The organism is Neorhizobium alkalisoli (assembly GCF_007829835.1).
Taxonomy (GTDB): domain Bacteria; phylum Pseudomonadota; class Alphaproteobacteria; order Rhizobiales; family Rhizobiaceae; genus Neorhizobium.
This window is the reverse complement of sequence record NZ_VIWP01000002.1, coordinates 951,542-968,679: the sequence shown is the minus strand read 5'-3', so window position 1 is coordinate 968,679 and position 17,138 is coordinate 951,542. Positions and strand designations below refer to the sequence as shown.

The following is a 17,138-nucleotide window of genomic DNA, read 5'->3' as shown; positions in this document are numbered from 1 at the left end:
GCCGTGCGGATTGTTGGTGGTGAATTCCGTGGCCGTCCGCTGGCCACGCCGAAAAGCAATGCGATCCGGCCGACCATCGACCGGACGCGCGAAAGCCTGTTCAACATTATCGGCCATGTCTATCCCGAAGCGCTGAATGGCACGCGGGTGATGGATGTTTTTGCCGGAACAGGCGCCGTTGGTCTGGAAGCCGTGTCGCGCGGCTGCCGGCACGCGCTGTTCGTCGAGAATGGCGTCGAGGGCCGCAGCCTGCTCTGGGAAAATATCGATAGTCTCGGCCTGCATGGTCGCGCCCGCATCCTGCGTCGAGACGCAACGGATCTCGGGCCGTCCAACAATGTCGAGCCTTTCAATCTCCTGTTCGCGGATCCGCCCTACGGCCAGGGTCTCGGTGAAAAGGCGCTCCTTTCCGCTCACAAAGGTGGCTGGCTTCTGCCGGGTGCCCTTGTCATTCTGGAAGAGCGTGCCGATGTGACGGTAACGGCCGATGCCGTATTCAAGCCGCTTGAGAGCCGTATTTTCGGCGATACGCGGGTTGAATTCTTCCGGTACGAACCGGCCTGATTGAAGGGCAGGAGGTTGTCTTGAGTACGATGATTGCCCTGCCCGAAGAAGACATCGCGACGAAGCACAGTGGCGGCCTGCGTTATGCCGTCGCCTTCGGTGGCGGCGGGGCACGGGGCATTTCGCATATCCATGTGATCGAGGCGCTCGACGAACTCGGCATCCGGCCGGTGGCTATATCAGGCTCGTCGATCGGCGCCATCATGGGCGCCGGCATGGCATCGGGCATGACTGGCCGCGAGATGAGCGAGTATACGATCGAGACGGTCGGCAATCGCGGCAGGCTGTTCAACCGGCTCTGGAGCCTGGGGCCTGCCACGATGCGCGACAGGCTCGGCGGTTTTCGTTTCGGCCATTTCAATCTTGAACATATCATCGACGCGCTTTTGCCCACGCAGGTGCCGCGCGATTTCGCCGATCTCCTCATTCCGCTGAAAATCTCGGCCACCGATTATTACGGGCAGGCAGAAACCGTGCTGGAAACCGGGGAGCTGCGCACGGCGATCGCCGCCTCTGCCGCCATTCCAGGCCTGTTCATGCCGGTACGCGTCAACGAGCGCATCATGATCGATGGCGGTGTCTGCAATCCGGTGCCTTACGAGCAGCTGCTGGATCTCGCCGACGTGGTGATCGGCATCGACGTCGTCGGCGCGCCGGAAGGTGATGGCACCCATCCGCCGAACCGTCTGGACAGTATTTTTGGGGCAAGCCAGCTCACCATGCAGGCCAATATCGCCCTGAAGCTGAAGCTGCGCCCGCCGCATATTTTCCTGCGCCCGAACGTCAACCGGTTTGGGGTGCTCGACTTCTTCAAGGCCCGCGAAATCCTCGATGCCTCGGTCGATATCAAGGACGAGCTGAAACGGGCGATCGACGCGTTCGAAGCCGCCGTCGACGCCTGATAATCCCTTCTTCGCTTACCAATGCCCGACCTGGTTTGCCGGTGGGGTCTCCTCGGCCGAATTCGAATTGGCGCTCGGCCGCTTCGGCTTGATCAGCGGCTCCGGCCGGACAGGACTGTTGAACAGCATTTCGCGGCCGGCCCCGAGACCCTGAACGGCCTGGATCTGCAACCGCTCCTCGTCACGCCGACGGATGTCGCTGCCGATCTCCATGGCGTTGTTTTCGCCCATGCCGAGCGCTTCGAGCGTCTTCTGGCCGAACAGAAGGCCCGATTCCAATGTTTCGCGCAGCTCGTATTCGACGGATTTTTCGCGCAGCGCCAGCGAGTGGATACGGTCATAGGAGCGCACGAAGAGCCGGATCGACGGAAAATCCGAGCGGATCATGTCGACGATCTTGTCGGTCGTTTCGCGGTTATGGGTACAGACGGCAACGATCTTCGCCCGGTCTATGCCCGACGAGAGCAGCACGTCGCGACGTGTGCCATCGCCGAAATAGATCCGGAAGCCGAAATTCGCTGCCTGACGGATACGGTCTGGATTGTCGTCGATCACGGTCACCGAACTGCCGCCGGCAAGCAGGATCTGCGCGGCGATCTGGCCGAAACGCGAAAAGCCGATCATCAGCACATCGGCGCCGGCCCCATTGAAATCCTCCTCGATCTCCTCGCGTTTTTCGCCGCGGATGAAACGCTTGGAGAGAGCCGTGCCGAGCGGCGTCAGCGCCATGGAAAGAGTCACCGCCGCGATCAGCAGCGAGGCCGTTGCCGAAGAAAGAAGCCCAGCAGCCGTGGCGGTCGTGAACAGCACGAAGCCGAATTCACCGCCCTGCGGCAGCAGAAAGGCGATACGGACCGCGTCGTTATGGGGAGATCCCCACAGACGGCAGAGTGCATAGACGACGACCGCCTTCACCACCATGAAGGCGGCGACGGCCGGAATGAGGAAAAGCAGGTTGTCGAGAATGACATCGACTTCCAAGGACAGGCCGACGGCGACGAAGAACAGCGCCAGAAGCAGCCCGCGGAAGGGTTCGATATCCGCTTCCAGCTCGTGCCGGTAGGAAGATTCCGCCAGCATCACGCCGGACAAAAAGCCGCCCATCGCCATCGAAAGGCCGACCGCCTGCATCGCCGCTGCCGATCCGAGCACGACGAGCAGGGCAGCTGCGATCATCACCTCGCGCGCGCCGGTGCGGGCAATCACCTGGAACATCGGTGTCAGCAGATATTTGCCGGCAATCACCATGGCGCCGACCGCGCCGACCGCGATCGCGAAATCCAGAAGTGGCGTTGCCGCCGCCTCCTTGGTCCCCGGTGCCAGAATGGTAATCATCGCCAGAAGCGGCACGATCGCCAGATCCTGGAACAGCAGAACCGAAAACGACCGCTGCCCGTATTTGCTGTTCATGTCGCCGGCATCGTTGAGGATCTGCAGCGCAAATGCGGTCGAGGAGAGCGCGAGACCGAAGCCGATCACGACACTGCCGCGCCAGTCCGCCATGTTGGCGAGATAGGCAAGCCCGCTCAAAGCCGCACCGGAAACGATGACCTGTGCCGGTCCAAGGCCAAAAACGTCGCCGCGCAATTGCCACAGACGGCTCGGTTTCAGTTCAAGGCCGATGATGAAAAGCAGGAAGACGACGCCGAATTCCGCCACATGCAGCACTTCCTCAGTATCGGTTACGCGCTGCAGAAGCGGGCCGATCACGACGCCGGCGGCAAGATAACCGAGAACGGTACCAAGCCCGAGTTTGCGGAACAGCGGCGCGGCGATCACCGCGCCGGCCAGCAGCATCAGCATTTCGGAAAACAGGCTGTCACTTCCAGTCATTAATAATCTTTCAAATATACGGGCAGGTCTACGGGAGAGAAGGTCGGACCGGGAATCGTCGGCCCGCCCTTGATGCTTGGGCCAGCGCACAATAAATGGGTTATGAATGAAAGGCTTGCAAATATGAATTCCGAAATAGACGCCGCCTCCCTTCTCGCCCGCGCCGGCGAGCTCATCGATCTCGCCAGACAAGCAGGCGCCGACAAGGCAGACGCCGTCGTGGTGCGTTCGCGCTCCCGCTCCGTCAGTGTCCGGCTTGGCAAGGTCGAAGGCACCGAATCGTCCGAAGGCGATGATTTTTCGCTGCGTGTCTTTGTCGGAAACCGTGTGGCGAGCGTTTCCGCCAATCCGGGTTTCGATATGAAGACGCTGGCCGAACGCGCCGTCGCCATGGCAAAAGTCTCGCCGGAAGATCCCTTTGCCTGCCTTGCCGACGAAGCCAATCTCGCCACATCCTATCCGGATCTCGATCTTTTCGATCCAACGGATATCCCGACCGATAGTCTGCGCGAAGCCGCTCTTGAAATGGAACAGGCGGCACTGGATGTCCCCGGCGTCACCAATTCCTCCGGGGCAGGGGCTTCTGCCGGCATGGGCGGCATGGTCCTCGTCACATCGCACGGCTTTTCCGGCAGCTATATGGCAAGCCGCTTCGGCCGTTCCGTCAGCGTCATTGCCGGCGAAGGCACGAAGATGGAGCGCGACTACGATTTCGACAGCCGCCTTTATGCCGCAGACCTCGACGATCCGAAGGAAATTGGCCGCCGCGCCGGTGAGCGTGTCGTCAAGCGCATCAACCCGCGCCAGGTCGATACCGGCAGCAACCTGACGGTCGTCTTCGATCCGCGCATTGCCCGCGGTTTCGTCGGCCATATTGCCGGTGCCATCAACGGTGCCTCGGTCGCCCGCAAGACCAGCTTCCTGCGCGACAAGATGGGCCAGCAGGTCCTGAAGGCCGGGCTCAATATCACCGATGATCCTTTGATCGTTCGCGGCGGCTCTTCCCGTCCCTTCGATGGCGAAGGCGTCAAGGGCGAGCGCATGGTGATGATCGAGGACGGTGTGCTGAAACACTGGTTCCTCTCCACCTCCACCGGCCGCGAACTCGGTCTGCCGACCAATGGGCGCGGCGTCCGCGGCGGCAATCTCGTTTCGCCGGCCTCCACCAATCTGGCGCTGGAGCCGGGCGATATTTCGCCGGAGGAGCTGATCCGTTCGATTGGCAATGGCTTTTACGTCACCGAGCTGATCGGCCAGGGTGTCAACATGATCACCGGCGAATATTCGCGCGGCGCGACCGGCTTCTGGATCGAGAATGGCGAACTGACCTTTGCCGTTTCGGAAGTGACGATCGCCTCCAACCTCAAGGACATGTTCATGCGCCTGACACCGGCAAACGACATCGACCGCAAGTTCGGCGTCGCGTCGCCGACCATTGCGATCGAGGGCCTGACCCTGGCAGGACGCTGATCGCATGGTGGATCCGAAAAGCCAGTGGCAAGCCGATCTCGACCTGATCCGGGATGCAGCCCGTCAGGCCGGCGAGCTTGCGCTCGGCTTTTTCGGAAACGCGCCGGAAGTCTGGTGGAAGAACGAGGGGGCATCGCCGGTCAGCGCTGCCGATTTTGCCTCCAATGACCGGCTGCAGAGCCTGCTTCTGGCCGCCCGTCCCGGTTACGGTTGGCTTTCCGAAGAAAACGACGACGACGCCGCACGCCTTCAGAGCGAGACCGTGTTCGTTATCGATCCGATCGACGGTACGCGCGCTTTCATCAATGGCGACAAGACCTGGTGTGTCTCGGTCGCCGTTGTTCATCGCGGCCGTCCTGTTGCAGGCGTCTTGGTAGCGCCGGCACTCGGCGAGGAGTTCTGGGCACTGGCCGATGGCGCAGCCTGGAAGAACGGTGAAGTGATCCGCGTCGGAGGAGAAGCGTCGGAAGCCCCGATTGCGATTGCCGCCGATGAAGCCCTCGTGAAGAGATTTGAACCGGCCTTTCGCGACAGGGTCCACCGCGTCCGTCATGTGCCTTCGCTCGCCTATAGGATCGCCATGGTTGCCGATGGCCGCCTCGATGGCACGGTCGTCAAGCGCAACTCCCATGACTGGGATCTTGCTGCTGCCGACCTCATCCTTGAGCGGGCCGGCGGCCGTCTCGTGGACCTCGCCGATGCGGCACTGATCTATAACCGCAAGGACGTGACCCGCGAGATGCTGGTTGCCGGTGCGGATCACGCGCTCGAGCTGCTTTTGCCTTATCTGGTTGAGCACCCTGCGGGTTGACGTTTCCTGCGGAATGCAGCACAGAAAAGCGGGGATGGAGGCTTGAACTCGGACATGGCAGCATGACAGAGACGACTGAGAAAAAACAACTTCTGCATTTGGTTTTCGGCGGCGAATTGAAGAGCCTTGATGGCGTTCAGTTCAAGGATCTGGACGGCCTCGATATTGTCGGGATTTACCCCGATTATGCGACCGCTCTGGTCGCATGGCGGTCCAAGGCACAGCTGACCGTCGATAACGCGCAGATGCGCTATTTTATCGTTCATATGCACCGGTTGATGGATCCTGAGGTCAAGTAAACCTCAGGTAAGCTTCGCCGGCTACGTTATTCGACAATATCCAGGTTCCGACGATGAACGCCCTGTGGGCAAATGCGCCGGGACCATTTTTTGACGCATTTGTGAAACAGACGAATTTCCAATACGGATATGACTTCATAGGGGCGTTTACAGTGACCGCTGCGATCTCGGATCGGGGACAAAAGTGATGAGCAGCGGCTTGGCTCGCATAGCTCTGGCATCGTACCGTCTGGCCGGTATCACGCTTTATCCCTTGTCCAGTCCCTATCTGGCCTATCGCGCCATGAAGGGTAAGGAAGATTCCTCCCGGCGTCTGGAACGGCTCGGATATGCGAGCCTCGCGCGTCCGCGCGGTCCGCTCGTCTGGGTGCATGCGGCAAGCGTCGGCGAAACCATGGCGGTCATGCCGCTGATCCGCGAACTGCGCCGCCGCGAAATCCACATTCTGCTCACGACCGGCACGATGACATCGGCAGCTCTCGTCCAGGCCCGCCTCGGCGACGAGGTCATGCATCAATATGTGCCGCTGGACGTCAAATTCCCGATCAAGCGCTTTATCGCCTATTGGAAGCCGGACGCTTGCATCACCGCGGAATCGGAAATCTGGCCGACGACCGTGGTCGAGCTTGCCCGCCGCCGCATTCCGCAGATCCGCGTCAATGCCCGCATTTCCGATCGCTCCTTCACGCGCTGGAGCAATCACAACAACATTGCCGAGACGCTTTTCGAAAAGCTTGCTCTGGTCGTTGCCCAGTCGGATCTTGATGCCGAGCGTTTTCGTGATCTCGGCGCATGGCCGGTCATCGTTTCCGGCAATCTGAAGACCGATACCGACCCGCCGCCCTGTGACGAGGTCACGCTCGCCCGTTATCGCAAGGAAATTGGCGCCCGCAAGACCTGGGCCGCCATCTCCACTTTCGACGGTGAGGAAAAGGCGGCATCTGCCGTGCATCGCGCCCTGAAGCCGAAGAACGGCCAGCTGACCATCATCGTGCCGCGCCATCCGGATCGCGCCGACGAGGTCGAGGAAATGCTGAAGGGCGAGGGGCTGAATGTCGCCCGCCGCTCGCGCAATGACGAGATCACGGCCGCTGTCGACGTTTTCCTCGGCGATACGATCGGCGAGATGGGCCTTTACCTGCGCCTCACCGAAATCGCCTTCGTCGGCAAGTCGCTGACCAATGAAGGCGGCCAGAACCCGCTGGAACCGGCAATGCTCGGCTCGGCGGTCCTGACCGGCCCGAATATCCAGAATTTCCGCGATAGCTATCACCACCTCGTCCGCAAGGGCGGCGCGCGCGTGGTCAAGGATATCGAGATGCTGGCCAAGGCCGTGCATTATCTGATGATCAACGATCTCGCCCGCCGCAAGATGGTCGATGCCGGTCATGAGGCGATGGAAGAAATGCGCGGCGCGCTCGGCAAGACGGTCAAGGCGCTGGAACCCTATATCAACCCGTTGACGGTCAGCGCCCGCCTGCAGCCGAAAACGGTTGCAGCAGCGGTCAGATAATGTCGCAAACCCTCCCGCAAAACAGCACCCCGATCGCCGGCATCCTGTTCGACAAGGACGGAACCCTGCTGCGCTACGAAGAAAGCTGGGGACCGGTCAATCGTGAGGCGGCCCGTATCGCCTCGGCCGGCAATGCGGCGCTCGAAACGCAGCTTCTTGTCGCCGGCGGCATGGATCCGGTTTCTGGACAGACCCGCGCTGACAGCCTGCTCGCCGCCGGAAACGCTGCTGAGATCGCTGCCGGTTTCGTCGCAGCCGGTTCGCCGGTCGATGTCGACGATCTGACCCGCGAACTCGATGCCCTTTTTGTGCGCTCCGCCGATTATGCGGTTCCAGTCACCGATCTCGCCATCCTCTTTCGCAAGCTTAAGGCCCGCGGCCTGCGGCTCGGCATTGCCTCCAGCGACAACGAACAGGCGATCCGCCAGACGGCCTTGCGCTTCGGTTTTCTTGACGATGTCGATTTCATCGCCGGTTACGACAGCGGTTTCGGCGTCAAGCCGCATGCCGGCATGCTGAACGGTTTCTGTGAGACCGTCGGACTTCAGCCCATCCAGGTGGCGATGGTCGGTGACAACAATCACGACATGCATATGGGCGCCAATGCCGGTGCGGGCTTGAAGGTCGCGGTCCTGAGCGGGACCGGCTCGCGCGAAACGCTGGCCGCCGCCGCCGATATCGTCATCGACGACATTACCGGGCTCGAACACTTGCTGTCCGCGACGGATCAGGCCACAACGGCTTAGGCTGCCATATCCTCCTTTCGGGGAGGGGAGGCGCACAACAATCCGATCGAGGCGACGGGGAGTAGTTTTTGGTTTCCGAAGCACCGCCTTTCTGGTGGATCAAGGCCGACTGGCGCGCCTGGTCGCTGTCACCGATCTCCTTCCTCTATGGTGTCGTCGCCGGCCGCCGCATGGCGCGGTCCAAGCGGGCTGAAGCTTCTCTGCCGGTCATCTGCGTCGGCAATTTCACCGTCGGTGGCGCCGGCAAGACACCAACGGCGATCGCACTCGCCCGTGCTGCCAAGGAAAAAGGGCTGAAGCCCGGTTTCCTCAGCCGTGGTTACGGCGGCTCTATTGACGTGACGACCGTGGTCGATCCCGCCCATCACCGGGCCGATGCGGTCGGTGACGAAGCCCTGCTTCTCGCCCGCGAGGCGATGACGGTGATTTCAAGGCGTCGTGTCGCCGGCGCCCGCAAACTGGCGGAGGAGGGAGCCGATATCATCATCATGGATGACGGTTTCCAGAGCGCCCGGCTGGCGATCGATTTTGCGCTCGTCGTCATCGATACGGTACGCGGCATCGGCAACGGCCATCTCGTGCCAGGCGGTCCGGTTCGCGCGCCGATATCGGAACAGATGCGGCAACTCTCGGCGCTTCTGAAGGTCGGTGATGGTGATGCCGCCGACGCGCTCGTGCGCCAGGCCTCACGTGCCGGCAAGCAGATCCATGTCGGCGCGATCCGGCCCCATCGCAGCCAGATCCTCGCTGGTCGCAATGTGATCGCCTTCACCGGCATTGCCGATCCTGAAAAATTCTACCGCACGGTCAATGCCGTCGGCGGCCTGATCGCGGTGCGTCGGTCCTTCCCCGATCACCACTTCTTCACCGAGGACGAGATCGAAAGCCTGCTCGAAGAAGCCGACAAGCATAAGCTCGATCTCGTGACGACGGCAAAGGATGCGGTTCGTCTCGTCGGCCATCATGGGCCGGCCGAACGGCTGCTGGAGCGGGCTCAGGTCGTCGAGATCGACATGGTGTTCGACGACCCGCATGCTCCGGGCAATATCATCGATGCGGCCTTCGCCAATTTCCGGCAGAGGCGCCTGAAGCGAGGCGGAAAGCCTTAAGCCCGCTGTTGGTTCGGCAGGATGCCGGCGCGTTTGTCGGCGTCCATCGAGGTGGCGCAGTCGACATAGGGTTCCTGCCGCGCGACGCTCCAGTATTTCAGCTCGTCGACCGGGATCTGCGTGCCGGTCATGGCGCAGACGACATAGGAACCGGCCGTCAGGATCTGGTAGTCGCCATCCAGATACCGGATCTTCGCCTCGCGATATCCGCTGCCCTCGAACCGGTTCATCTTACGTCTCCTGCGGAAAATCATGTTTTCGCATTAAAGCCAATGGGTGGCGAATTCCAGCATTTTCAGCTGCGCCCGAACAGCCGCTCGATATCGGACAATTTCAGCTCGATATAGGTCGGCCGGCCGTGATTGCAGGTGCCGGAACCGGGCGTCGCTTCCATCTCGCGCAGAAGCGCATTCATCTCTTCCGCCCGCATCCGTCGGCCGGAGCGCACCGAGCCGTGGCAGGCCATGGTCGCCGCCACATATTCGAGCTTGCCGCGCAGGCCACCGGCCGTGTTCCATTCGGCAATCTCGTCGGCCAGATCGCGGATCATCGCTGTGGCATCCACCTCGCCAAGCATGGCCGGCGTTTCGCGCACGGCAACGGCGCCCGGTCCGAAACGCTCGACCGAAAGCCCCAGCCGATCGAGATCGGCCGCATGCACCATCAGGCGGTCGCAATCCTCTTCCGGCAGGTCGATGATTTCGGGGATCAGCAGCACCTGCGAGGGCAGCCGGCGGTCGTCCAGGGCCTTGCGCATCGCCTCGAATACCAGTCGCTCATGCGCCGCATGCTGGTCGACGATGACGAGGCCATCCTGCGTCTGGGCGACGATATAGTTTTCATGCACCTGCGCCCGCGCCGCGCCAAGCCGGTAGGCGGTCGCGTCGCTGGTGGCGGTGGCAGGTTCGGAAATGGAGACTTCCGCCCGTGCTGTCGGCATGGTCAGCGTGTCGAAACCTGCCTGCGTACGTTCGGAAAAACCACCCCCAAAACCAGCCGAAACCCCGTTTTGCGCGGGCATCTGGAAATCCTGCTGCAGCGGCCTCGAAGGCGACGTCGCGGCCGACCAGATTGGTCCCGGCTGCGGACGATAGGATGGTTGCGGCGAAAAGCCCGGCCGAAAAGCATGCATCATGCCGGATGTCCCGGTCGTCGCCGCGCGGTCGCCCTCGCGGTGCAACGCCTCGCGGATCGCACCGACGATCAGGCCACGCACCAGGCCGGGATCGCGGAAGCGCACGTCGGACTTGGCCGGATGCACGTTGACGTCCACCAGCGCCGGATCGAGCGTGATCGAAAGCACGGCGACAGGATACCGCCCCGACGGCATCCGCTCCGCATAGGCGCCGCGGATTGCCGACAGGATCAGCTTGTCCTGTACCGGGCGTCCATTGACGAAGGAATATTGATGCGCCGAATTGCCCCGATGGAAGGTTGGCACGCCGGCAAAGCCGGTGAGGCCGACATCCTCGCGCATCGCGTCGATCTCGATCGCATTGTCCTTGAACTCGGCGCCCAGAACCTGCGCCATGCGGGCAAGGTGGTCGTCGCCGGTCGCGGCAAATTCCAGCGTGCTGCGGTCCGGGCCGGAGAGCACGAAGCGAACCTTCGGAAATGCGATCGCCATGCGCTTCACCACTTCGGTGATCGCGCCGGCCTCCGCCTTTTCCGTCTTCAGGAACTTCAGACGCGCCGGTGTGGCAAAGAAAATGTCGCGCACCTCGACCACCGTGCCCGGATTGGCCGGCGCCGGGCGCACGCCCTCGGTGCGGCCGCCGGCAACCGCCACCTGCGAGCCTTGCGCATCGCCATGCCTGCGGCTGGTGATCGTCAGCCTCGCGACCGAGCCGATCGAAGGCAGCGCTTCGCCGCGGAAACCGAGCGTGCGGATATCGTCGAGCGTATCCTCGAGCTTCGAGGTACAATGCCGGCGGATCGCGAGATCAAGATCGGCCGCATCCATGCCGGATCCGTTGTCCGTAACCCTGAGCAGGCTCTTGCCGCCGCCGGCCGTCGCGATCTCGATCCGGGTCGCGCCGGCATCGAGTGCGTTTTCGATCAGTTCCTTCGCGGCACTGGCGGGACGTTCGATGACTTCGCCAGCGGCAATCTGGTTGATCAGCGTTTCGGAGAGTTGCTTGATGGCCATGGCCCATTTTCCCGGATTCGTGCCGCGATTGGAAGACCGCCTGACGCTTCTTCCAAAGCCGGCTTTCAATTGCGGTCGTCATTAATGGGCTTTTAACAGAAACCCGATAATTAGTTGGAAGTTGAATTGGATGAATCCAAGGGAGGCTTCTCCCAACGTGTGATCGATGTTCCGGCCGGCTGGAGGCTGAAACAACGAGGCTCGATCACTCGCTTAGAACTGGACCAGCATGTTTCCGACCGGACCTGATTGAAAGACAAGGATTCAGCGCCGAAAGGCAGGCTGTCGGCAGAGAAGAGTCCGATTGCCGGCCGTGTCTTAAAGCATACGGGGAGTTTCATCCGATGAATGATTTGGCGTCGGCGGACGCGAACATTCAGACTGCCATGCTTGAAGTCATCTCCGAGGGCATCTCGGGGGCACTCCTCGTTTATGACAAGAATGACCTGATCGTCTTCGCAAGCCAGCAGCTGCTGACCCTTCTTCCCGTGCCGCGCAGCCATCTGGCGGCCGGAACCCGGCTGCGCGATTTCCTGGGCGCCCTTTACGATGGCGGTGGCCGTCTTTCTCTCGAAACCAATGGCACCCGTCGCATCGTCAACCGCGAAGGCTGGGTCGCAGAACAGATCGCCACTCTCTGGAAAGAGCGTTCCGAGACCGTCGAGCATGTTGCCGACGAGCGCTGGATCAGCTTTGCCCGGCGCCGGCTGCCGTCCGGTTACGGCATTTGCATCGTCAAGGATGTCACCGAGCTGCGCAGGCGCGAGGAGCAATGGCGCGCCGACATGGAGCGGGTGCAGGTCACCGAAGACGTGCTCGACAACCTGCCTTTCCCGATCATGGTCAAGGACCGCAATCTGGCGCGCGTCGCCGTCAACAAGGCCGCCTGCCGTTTCCACGATCTGCCGGCGGAAGTGCTGCTCGGCACGAATGGCAGCGACATACACTCGCCGGTTCTCGAAGAACGGCTGGATGCGATCAACCGCAAGGTTCTCGAGGATGGCGAGGAGGTAAAGCTTCCCGAGCGCCTGACCCGTGCCGACGGTTCGGAAATGGTGATCGTCGCCCACAAATATCGCATCGGCAAGCCGGGTCGTTATTACCTCGTCACGGCGATGCAGCAGATCTCCGACCTCGTGGAATTCGATGCCGAAGGCCGCGCCTTCGTGCCCATGGTTGGTGACCCCGACCTCTATTCCGCCGTCCTGCGGCGTGACGATTTCGGGCAGCAGGAGATTGGCCAGAAACCCGTCGATATTGCCGGCGCCCAGGTTCTCGTCGTGTCCGCCGACACGCGGTTCTGCGACGATGCGCTGCGCATCCTGACGGCGCTTCGCCTGGAAGGTTCTGTCGTTCGGAACCCGATGGAGCTTTCTTTGTGCCTCGATATCGCCGTCCAGGCCAAGGTGAGGGTGGATCTCATCGTCACCGACCATGAAATGGAAGGCGCCTGCCTCGATATCGCTGCCGTCCACAGCAAGTCGCTGGTTTCGATCGACCCGTCGATGATCGAGGAGAGGTTCGCATCCGTCGTCACGCGCGAGCTGACCCGGTCGCTCGGCGGTATATCTCCCGAAGACGACTGGCAGATCATGCCGGATGATGGCGAAGCCGAAACGATCGACATCATCGTCGCCGAAGATAACGAGGTGAACCAGATCGTCTTCTCGCAGATCCTCGAAAGTTTCGGATATCGCTATGCGATCGCCGTCGATGGGGAAGAGGCGGTCCAGCTCTGGCAGGAACACCGCCCGCGTCTGGTGCTGATGGATCTCACCCTTCCGAGAAAGAACGGCTTCGAGGCGGCCCGCGCGATCCGCGCGATCGAGACGGCCGACGATCTTCCTGTCCCGATCATCGGCGTCATGGCCCAGGCCTTCGACCGCGACCGCGAGGAATGCTTTGCCTCCGGCATGAACGATGTCATCCTGAAGCCGATCAGCCCCGAGGCTCTCGACGCCGTATTTGGCAAGTTCCTGGTTGCAGATGCCGATCGTGACCAGTGGAACAACCGCGCCTGAGTGGCCGGTCAATTTCGCTATAGAAAAACGGCCAAAGGTGATTTCTTAATCTTTGTCCAGCATCCTTCGCGCAACGTATAAGCGTAAGTGGGATGGCGTATGAAGTCGGCGGGAAACCCGTGGCCGCTTGTCAGCCAGAATGAGCTGCAGGCCATGGCTTACAGCGACCCGTTGACGGGTCTTGGAAACCGCTATCGCTTGCGCGACAAGGTGCGGCTGCTGGCCAATGAGCGCGCCGCCGATCCTGCCCCCTTCACGATCTGCATTGCCAATCTCGACGGTTTCAAGCCGATCAACGATCTGTTCGGCGCCGAGGCAGGCGACGAAATTCTCTGCCAGGTTGCTCATCGCCTGAAAGCCTGCATCCCGGATGGCGCCACCGTCACTCGCCACGATGGCGACGAATTCGCCTTCGTGCTGCCGCTGGTTTTCGAGCGGATCGGTGCCGAACGCCTCGGCCAGATGATGAAGGACGTCCTGTCTGCCCCTTACGATCTGGGCGACCGCAATGTCCGTCTCTCGGCCTCCTTCGGTTTTGCCATCTATCCCTTTGCCGGCGAGGATTTCGAGGAATTGCTGAAGAGTGCGGAAACGGCGCTCTACCGCTCCAAACGCCGCGGGCGTGGTCAGATCACCGTCTATTCACGCGAGATCGCGCAGGAGATGAAGCGCGCAACGCAGGTGGAACAGGCGCTACGCCACGCGATCATCAATGATGCGGTGGATGTGCATTTCCAGCCGATCGTCAATATTGCCGATGGCTCGCCTGCCGGTTTCGAGGCGCTGGCGCGCTGGAACGATCCGGATCTCGGTTTCGTCTCGCCATCCGTGTTCGTGCCGCTTGCCGAAGAGCGCGGCTTCATCGATGCGCTCTCCGAAACGCTTCTGCGCAAGGCGGCGGAAGCGGCACTTGCCTGGCCGCGCGAGCTCTTCCTGTCCTTCAATCTGTCCTCGGCACAGCTGATGGATCCCGGCACGTCCCGCAATATCCTTTCCACCCTGTCGCGCGTTGGGCTGGATCCGCGTCGCCTCGAGCTGGAAATCACCGAGACGGCGGTGATGAGTTCGGCCGATACCGCGGCAAGGATCATCGCCGATTTCAGGCATGCCGGCGTCGGCATCTCGCTCGATGACTTCGGCACCGGCCAGTCGAGCCTTGGACGCTTGCGTGACTTCACCTTCGACAAGGTCAAGATCGACCGCGCCTTTGTTTCCCGCATCACCAGCGACCGCGCCTCCGAACATATCGTCAAGGCGATCATCGCCATGTGCGATGGCCTCGATCTCGCCGTCGTTGCCGAAGGCATCGAGGAAAAGGCCGAGTCCGACATGCTGGCCGCGCTTGGTTGCGGCATGGGGCAAGGCTATTATTACGGCAAGCCTGCCGATGGCCCGAAGACCATGCGATATCTCGGCGATCAGTATCGCGACTTCATGTCGATGCAGCGCGCCTGATCCCCGGCTTTCGCCGCAGCCATTCCTGCTCCTTGATATATCCGTCCACGCCGCTTGCCGGATAGTCCGCGGCGTATCTGGTTCTCGTCTTGTCTTGCGCGTTGCACAATGATGGACTGTCGTGGCTGCTCCCGGCCGCGTTGAAACAGTCCCATCCGAGACGAGAGGCCGATGTCGAACGATCCGTTGCTGCAGCCGTTTCAACTCAAGCATCTGACCCTGAAAAACAGGATCATGTCGACCGCGCATGAGCCGGCCTATTCCGAAGACGGCATGCCGAAAGACCGTTACCGGCTCTACCATCTGGAAAAGGCCAAAGGCGGCATTGCGCTGACCATGACCGCCGGCTCGGCCATCGTCTCGCATGACAGCCCGCCCGCTTTCGGCAACCTGCATGCCTATCGCGACGAGATCGTGCCGTGGCTCAAAAAGCTCACCGATGACTGTCATGAGCACGGCACCGCCGTGATGATCCAGCTCACCCACCTTGGCCGCCGCACCGGCTGGAACAAGGGCGACTGGCTTCCCGTGCTGGCACCGTCGCCGATCCGCGAACCGGCCCACCGCGCCTTCCCGAAGACGATCGAGGACTGGGATATCGAGCGCATCGTCCAGGACTATGCGGAAGCCGCCCAGCGCATGCAGGCGGCCGGCTTGGACGGGATCGAATTCGAAGCTTATGGCCATCTGATGGACCAGTTCTGGTCGCCAGCCACCAACCGCCGCGACGATGAATTCGGTGGCTCGCTGGAAAATCGCATGCGCTTTTCGACCATGGTGATCGAGGCGGTGCGCAAGGCGGTGGGGCAGGATTTCATCGTCGGCATCCGCATGGTCGCCGACGAGAACTGGGATCAGGGACTTTCGCGCGAGGAGGGGATCGAGATCGCCCGCCGTCTGGTCGGTTCCGGCGGTATCGATTTCCTGAACGTCATCCGCGGCCATATCGATAGCGATGCCGACCTGAACGACGTTATCCCGATCCAGGGCATGCGGGCCTCGCCGCATCTGGATTTTGCCGGCGAAGTCCGCCAGGCCACGAAATTCCCGGTCTTTCATGCCGCCCGCATCGCCGATGTCGCAACCGCCCGCCATGCGATCGCCGAGGGCAAGCTCGACATGGTCGGCATGACCCGCGCCCATATCGCCGATCCGCATATCGCGCGGAAAGTTGCGCGCGGCGAGGAAGACCGTATCCGCCCCTGCGTCGGCGCCACCTACTGTCTCGACCGGATTTACGAAGGCGGCGAGGCGCTCTGTATCCACAATGCCGCCACAGGCCGCGAGAGAGAAATGCCGCACCAGATCGAAAAGGCACCGGTCGCACGCAAGGTGGTTGTCGTCGGTGCCGGTCCGGCCGGTCTGGAGGCCGCCCGTGTGCTCGCCGAACGTGGCCATTCCGTCACCGTTCTCGAAGCCAGCGGCGAGGCGGGCGGTCAGGTCAACCTTCTCGTCCGCAACCCGCGCCGCAAGGAAATGATCGGCATTGTCGACTGGCGGCTTTCCGAACTTGCCCGGCTCGGCGTCGAGATCCGCTATGATACCTATGCCGGCGCCGACGATATCCTCTGTCTTTCGCCAGATCTCGTTGTCATCGCCACCGGCGGCATTCCGCAATCGCCGGAACTCGAGGCCGGCACGGAATTTTTGACCTCCAGCTGGGATATCCTTGCCGGCGCGACAAAACCCTCCGGCCCCATTCTTCTCTACGACGACAATGGCGGCCATCCCGGCATGAGCGCGGCAGAAGTGATTGCCGCGACGGGTGAGGAGCTGGAATTTGTCTCGCCCGAACGTTTCTTCGCACCGGAAATGGGCGGCATGAACCATGTGCCTTATGCGAAAGCTTTTGCCGAAAAGGGCGTGCGGGTCACCATCAACACGCGGCTGAAATCCGTCCGCCGTGAGGGCAATGCACTGATTGCGAGCCTCGGTTCCGATTTTGCAAAAGATGCCGTTCAGGAGAGGCGGGTGTCGCAGGTCGTCGTCGAACACGGCACGATGGCGAATGACGAACTCTATCTTGAGCTCAAGCCGCTTTCGAAAAATCTTGGTGCCGTCGACTATTCAGCTCTGATCGCCCGCCGCGCGCCGCTGCCGGCAAAGCAGCCGGAAGCCGCCTTCGACCTGCTGCGCATCGGTGATGCGGTGGCAAGTCGCAACATCCACGCCGCAATCTACGATGCGCTGCGCTACTGTTCCCTGCTCTAATCTCGGGTAAGCCTGAAAACGAAACGGGCGGCATCCGCAGATGCCGCCCGTTCTT

The 17,138-nt window shown here is 61.7% G+C and carries 14 protein-coding genes; 11 read left to right on the top strand and 3 right to left on the bottom strand.

Going from position 1 to position 17,138, the window contains the following annotated elements:
- Nucleotides 1–3 precede the first annotated feature (3 nt).
- Together rsmD and FHW37_RS10515 are read left to right on the top strand one after the other, a co-directional pair.
- The gene (gene rsmD / locus FHW37_RS10520; RefSeq protein ID WP_145635752.1) at nt 4–564 is read left to right on the top strand and encodes a 16S rRNA (guanine(966)-N(2))-methyltransferase RsmD; all 561 of its coding nucleotides are present in this window, start codon (nt 4–6) and stop codon (nt 562–564) included.
- Between the two features lie 29 nt (nt 565–593).
- On the top strand, nt 594–1,466 hold the full coding sequence (locus FHW37_RS10515) for a patatin-like phospholipase family protein (RefSeq protein WP_145636082.1): 873 nt from the start codon (nt 594–596) through the stop codon (nt 1,464–1,466).
- Between the two features lie 15 nt (nt 1,467–1,481).
- Here FHW37_RS10515 and FHW37_RS10510 read toward each other — a convergent pair whose 3' ends face one another.
- Complete coding sequence (locus tag FHW37_RS10510) at nt 1,482–3,299, bottom strand: monovalent cation:proton antiporter-2 (CPA2) family protein (protein WP_145635750.1); 1,818 nt, start codon at nt 3,297–3,299, stop codon at nt 1,482–1,484.
- A 123-nt stretch (nt 3,300–3,422) separates the two neighbouring features.
- On the opposite strand from FHW37_RS10510, the gene FHW37_RS10505 reads away from it, so the two are divergent.
- The 6 genes from FHW37_RS10505 (at nt 3,423) to lpxK (ending at nt 9,247) form a co-directional block, all read left to right on the top strand.
- Entirely contained in the window at nt 3,423–4,769 is a 1,347-nt protein-coding gene (locus FHW37_RS10505) for a TldD/PmbA family protein (protein ID WP_145635748.1), read from the top strand.
- A 4-nt stretch (nt 4,770–4,773) separates the two neighbouring features.
- Nucleotides 4,774–5,580 carry a 3'(2'),5'-bisphosphate nucleotidase CysQ gene (locus tag FHW37_RS10500; RefSeq protein ID WP_145635746.1) on the top strand — a complete coding sequence of 269 codons (807 nt, stop codon included), beginning with the start codon at nt 4,774–4,776 and terminating at the stop codon, nt 5,578–5,580.
- Between the two features lie 62 nt (nt 5,581–5,642).
- Entirely contained in the window at nt 5,643–5,879 is a 237-nt protein-coding gene (locus FHW37_RS10495; protein WP_145635744.1) for a DUF4170 domain-containing protein, read from the top strand.
- Between the two features lie 187 nt (nt 5,880–6,066).
- Nucleotides 6,067–7,392, top strand: a complete 1,326-nt coding sequence (waaA, locus tag FHW37_RS10490; RefSeq protein WP_145635742.1) for a lipid IV(A) 3-deoxy-D-manno-octulosonic acid transferase — start codon at nt 6,067–6,069, stop codon at nt 7,390–7,392.
- The gene (locus FHW37_RS10485) at nt 7,392–8,138 is read left to right on the top strand and encodes an HAD family hydrolase (RefSeq protein WP_145635739.1); all 747 of its coding nucleotides are present in this window, start codon (nt 7,392–7,394) and stop codon (nt 8,136–8,138) included. The genes waaA and FHW37_RS10485 overlap by 1 nt, the downstream gene beginning before the upstream one ends.
- A gap of 68 nt (nt 8,139–8,206) precedes the next feature.
- Nucleotides 8,207–9,247 carry a tetraacyldisaccharide 4'-kinase gene (lpxK, locus tag FHW37_RS10480; protein ID WP_145635737.1) on the top strand — a complete coding sequence of 347 codons (1,041 nt, stop codon included), beginning with the start codon at nt 8,207–8,209 and terminating at the stop codon, nt 9,245–9,247.
- Here lpxK and FHW37_RS10475 read toward each other — a convergent pair.
- Nucleotides 9,244–9,477, bottom strand: coding sequence for a DUF2093 domain-containing protein (locus FHW37_RS10475; RefSeq protein ID WP_145635735.1), 234 nt, complete (start codon nt 9,475–9,477; stop codon nt 9,244–9,246). The two genes, lpxK and FHW37_RS10475, sit on opposite strands and share 4 nt — an antisense overlap.
- Before the next feature lie 65 nt (nt 9,478–9,542).
- Complete coding sequence (mutL, locus tag FHW37_RS10470) at nt 9,543–11,396, bottom strand: DNA mismatch repair endonuclease MutL (RefSeq protein ID WP_145635733.1); 1,854 nt, start codon at nt 11,394–11,396, stop codon at nt 9,543–9,545.
- 344 nt (nt 11,397–11,740) lie between these two features.
- Here mutL and FHW37_RS10465 point away from each other — a divergent pair, with 344 nt between their 5' ends.
- The 3 genes from FHW37_RS10465 to FHW37_RS10455 all read left to right on the top strand — a co-directional run bounded on the left by FHW37_RS10465 (nt 11,741) and on the right by FHW37_RS10455 (nt 17,083).
- A complete protein-coding gene (locus FHW37_RS10465; protein ID WP_145635731.1) occupies nt 11,741–13,417 on the top strand; it encodes a response regulator in 1,677 nt (558 codons plus the stop codon).
- 99 nt (nt 13,418–13,516) lie between these two features.
- Nucleotides 13,517–14,872 (top strand): putative bifunctional diguanylate cyclase/phosphodiesterase, encoded by a 1,356-nt coding sequence (locus FHW37_RS10460; RefSeq protein WP_145635729.1) that lies wholly within the window; start codon nt 13,517–13,519, stop codon nt 14,870–14,872.
- A gap of 171 nt (nt 14,873–15,043) precedes the next feature.
- Nucleotides 15,044–17,083 carry an NADH:flavin oxidoreductase gene (locus FHW37_RS10455; protein ID WP_145635727.1) on the top strand — a complete coding sequence of 680 codons (2,040 nt, stop codon included), beginning with the start codon at nt 15,044–15,046 and terminating at the stop codon, nt 17,081–17,083.
- Nucleotides 17,084–17,138: the final 55 nt, after the last annotated feature.

Excerpts from the sequence above, each read along its gene's own strand:
- FHW37_RS10515 (WP_145636082.1), top strand. The coding sequence starts at position 594 with ATGATTGCCCTGCCCGAAGAAGACATCGCGACGAAGCACAGTGGCGGC.
- FHW37_RS10510 (WP_145635750.1), bottom strand. The coding sequence starts at position 3,299 with ATGACTGGAAGTGACAGCCTGTTTTCCGAAATGCTGATGCTGCTGGCC.
- FHW37_RS10505 (WP_145635748.1), top strand. The coding sequence starts at position 3,423 with ATGAATTCCGAAATAGACGCCGCCTCCCTTCTCGCCCGCGCCGGCGAG.
- FHW37_RS10500 (WP_145635746.1), top strand. The coding sequence starts at position 4,774 with ATGGTGGATCCGAAAAGCCAGTGGCAAGCCGATCTCGACCTGATCCGG.
- FHW37_RS10495 (WP_145635744.1), top strand. The coding sequence starts at position 5,643 with ATGACAGAGACGACTGAGAAAAAACAACTTCTGCATTTGGTTTTCGGC.
- waaA (WP_145635742.1), top strand. The coding sequence starts at position 6,067 with ATGAGCAGCGGCTTGGCTCGCATAGCTCTGGCATCGTACCGTCTGGCC.
- FHW37_RS10485 (WP_145635739.1), top strand. The coding sequence starts at position 7,392 with ATGTCGCAAACCCTCCCGCAAAACAGCACCCCGATCGCCGGCATCCTG.
- FHW37_RS10475 (WP_145635735.1), bottom strand. The coding sequence starts at position 9,477 with ATGAACCGGTTCGAGGGCAGCGGATATCGCGAGGCGAAGATCCGGTAT.
- mutL (WP_145635733.1), bottom strand. The coding sequence starts at position 11,396 with ATGGCCATCAAGCAACTCTCCGAAACGCTGATCAACCAGATTGCCGCT.
- FHW37_RS10465 (WP_145635731.1), top strand. The coding sequence starts at position 11,741 with ATGAATGATTTGGCGTCGGCGGACGCGAACATTCAGACTGCCATGCTT.
- FHW37_RS10460 (WP_145635729.1), top strand. The coding sequence starts at position 13,517 with ATGAAGTCGGCGGGAAACCCGTGGCCGCTTGTCAGCCAGAATGAGCTG.
- FHW37_RS10455 (WP_145635727.1), top strand. The coding sequence starts at position 15,044 with ATGTCGAACGATCCGTTGCTGCAGCCGTTTCAACTCAAGCATCTGACC.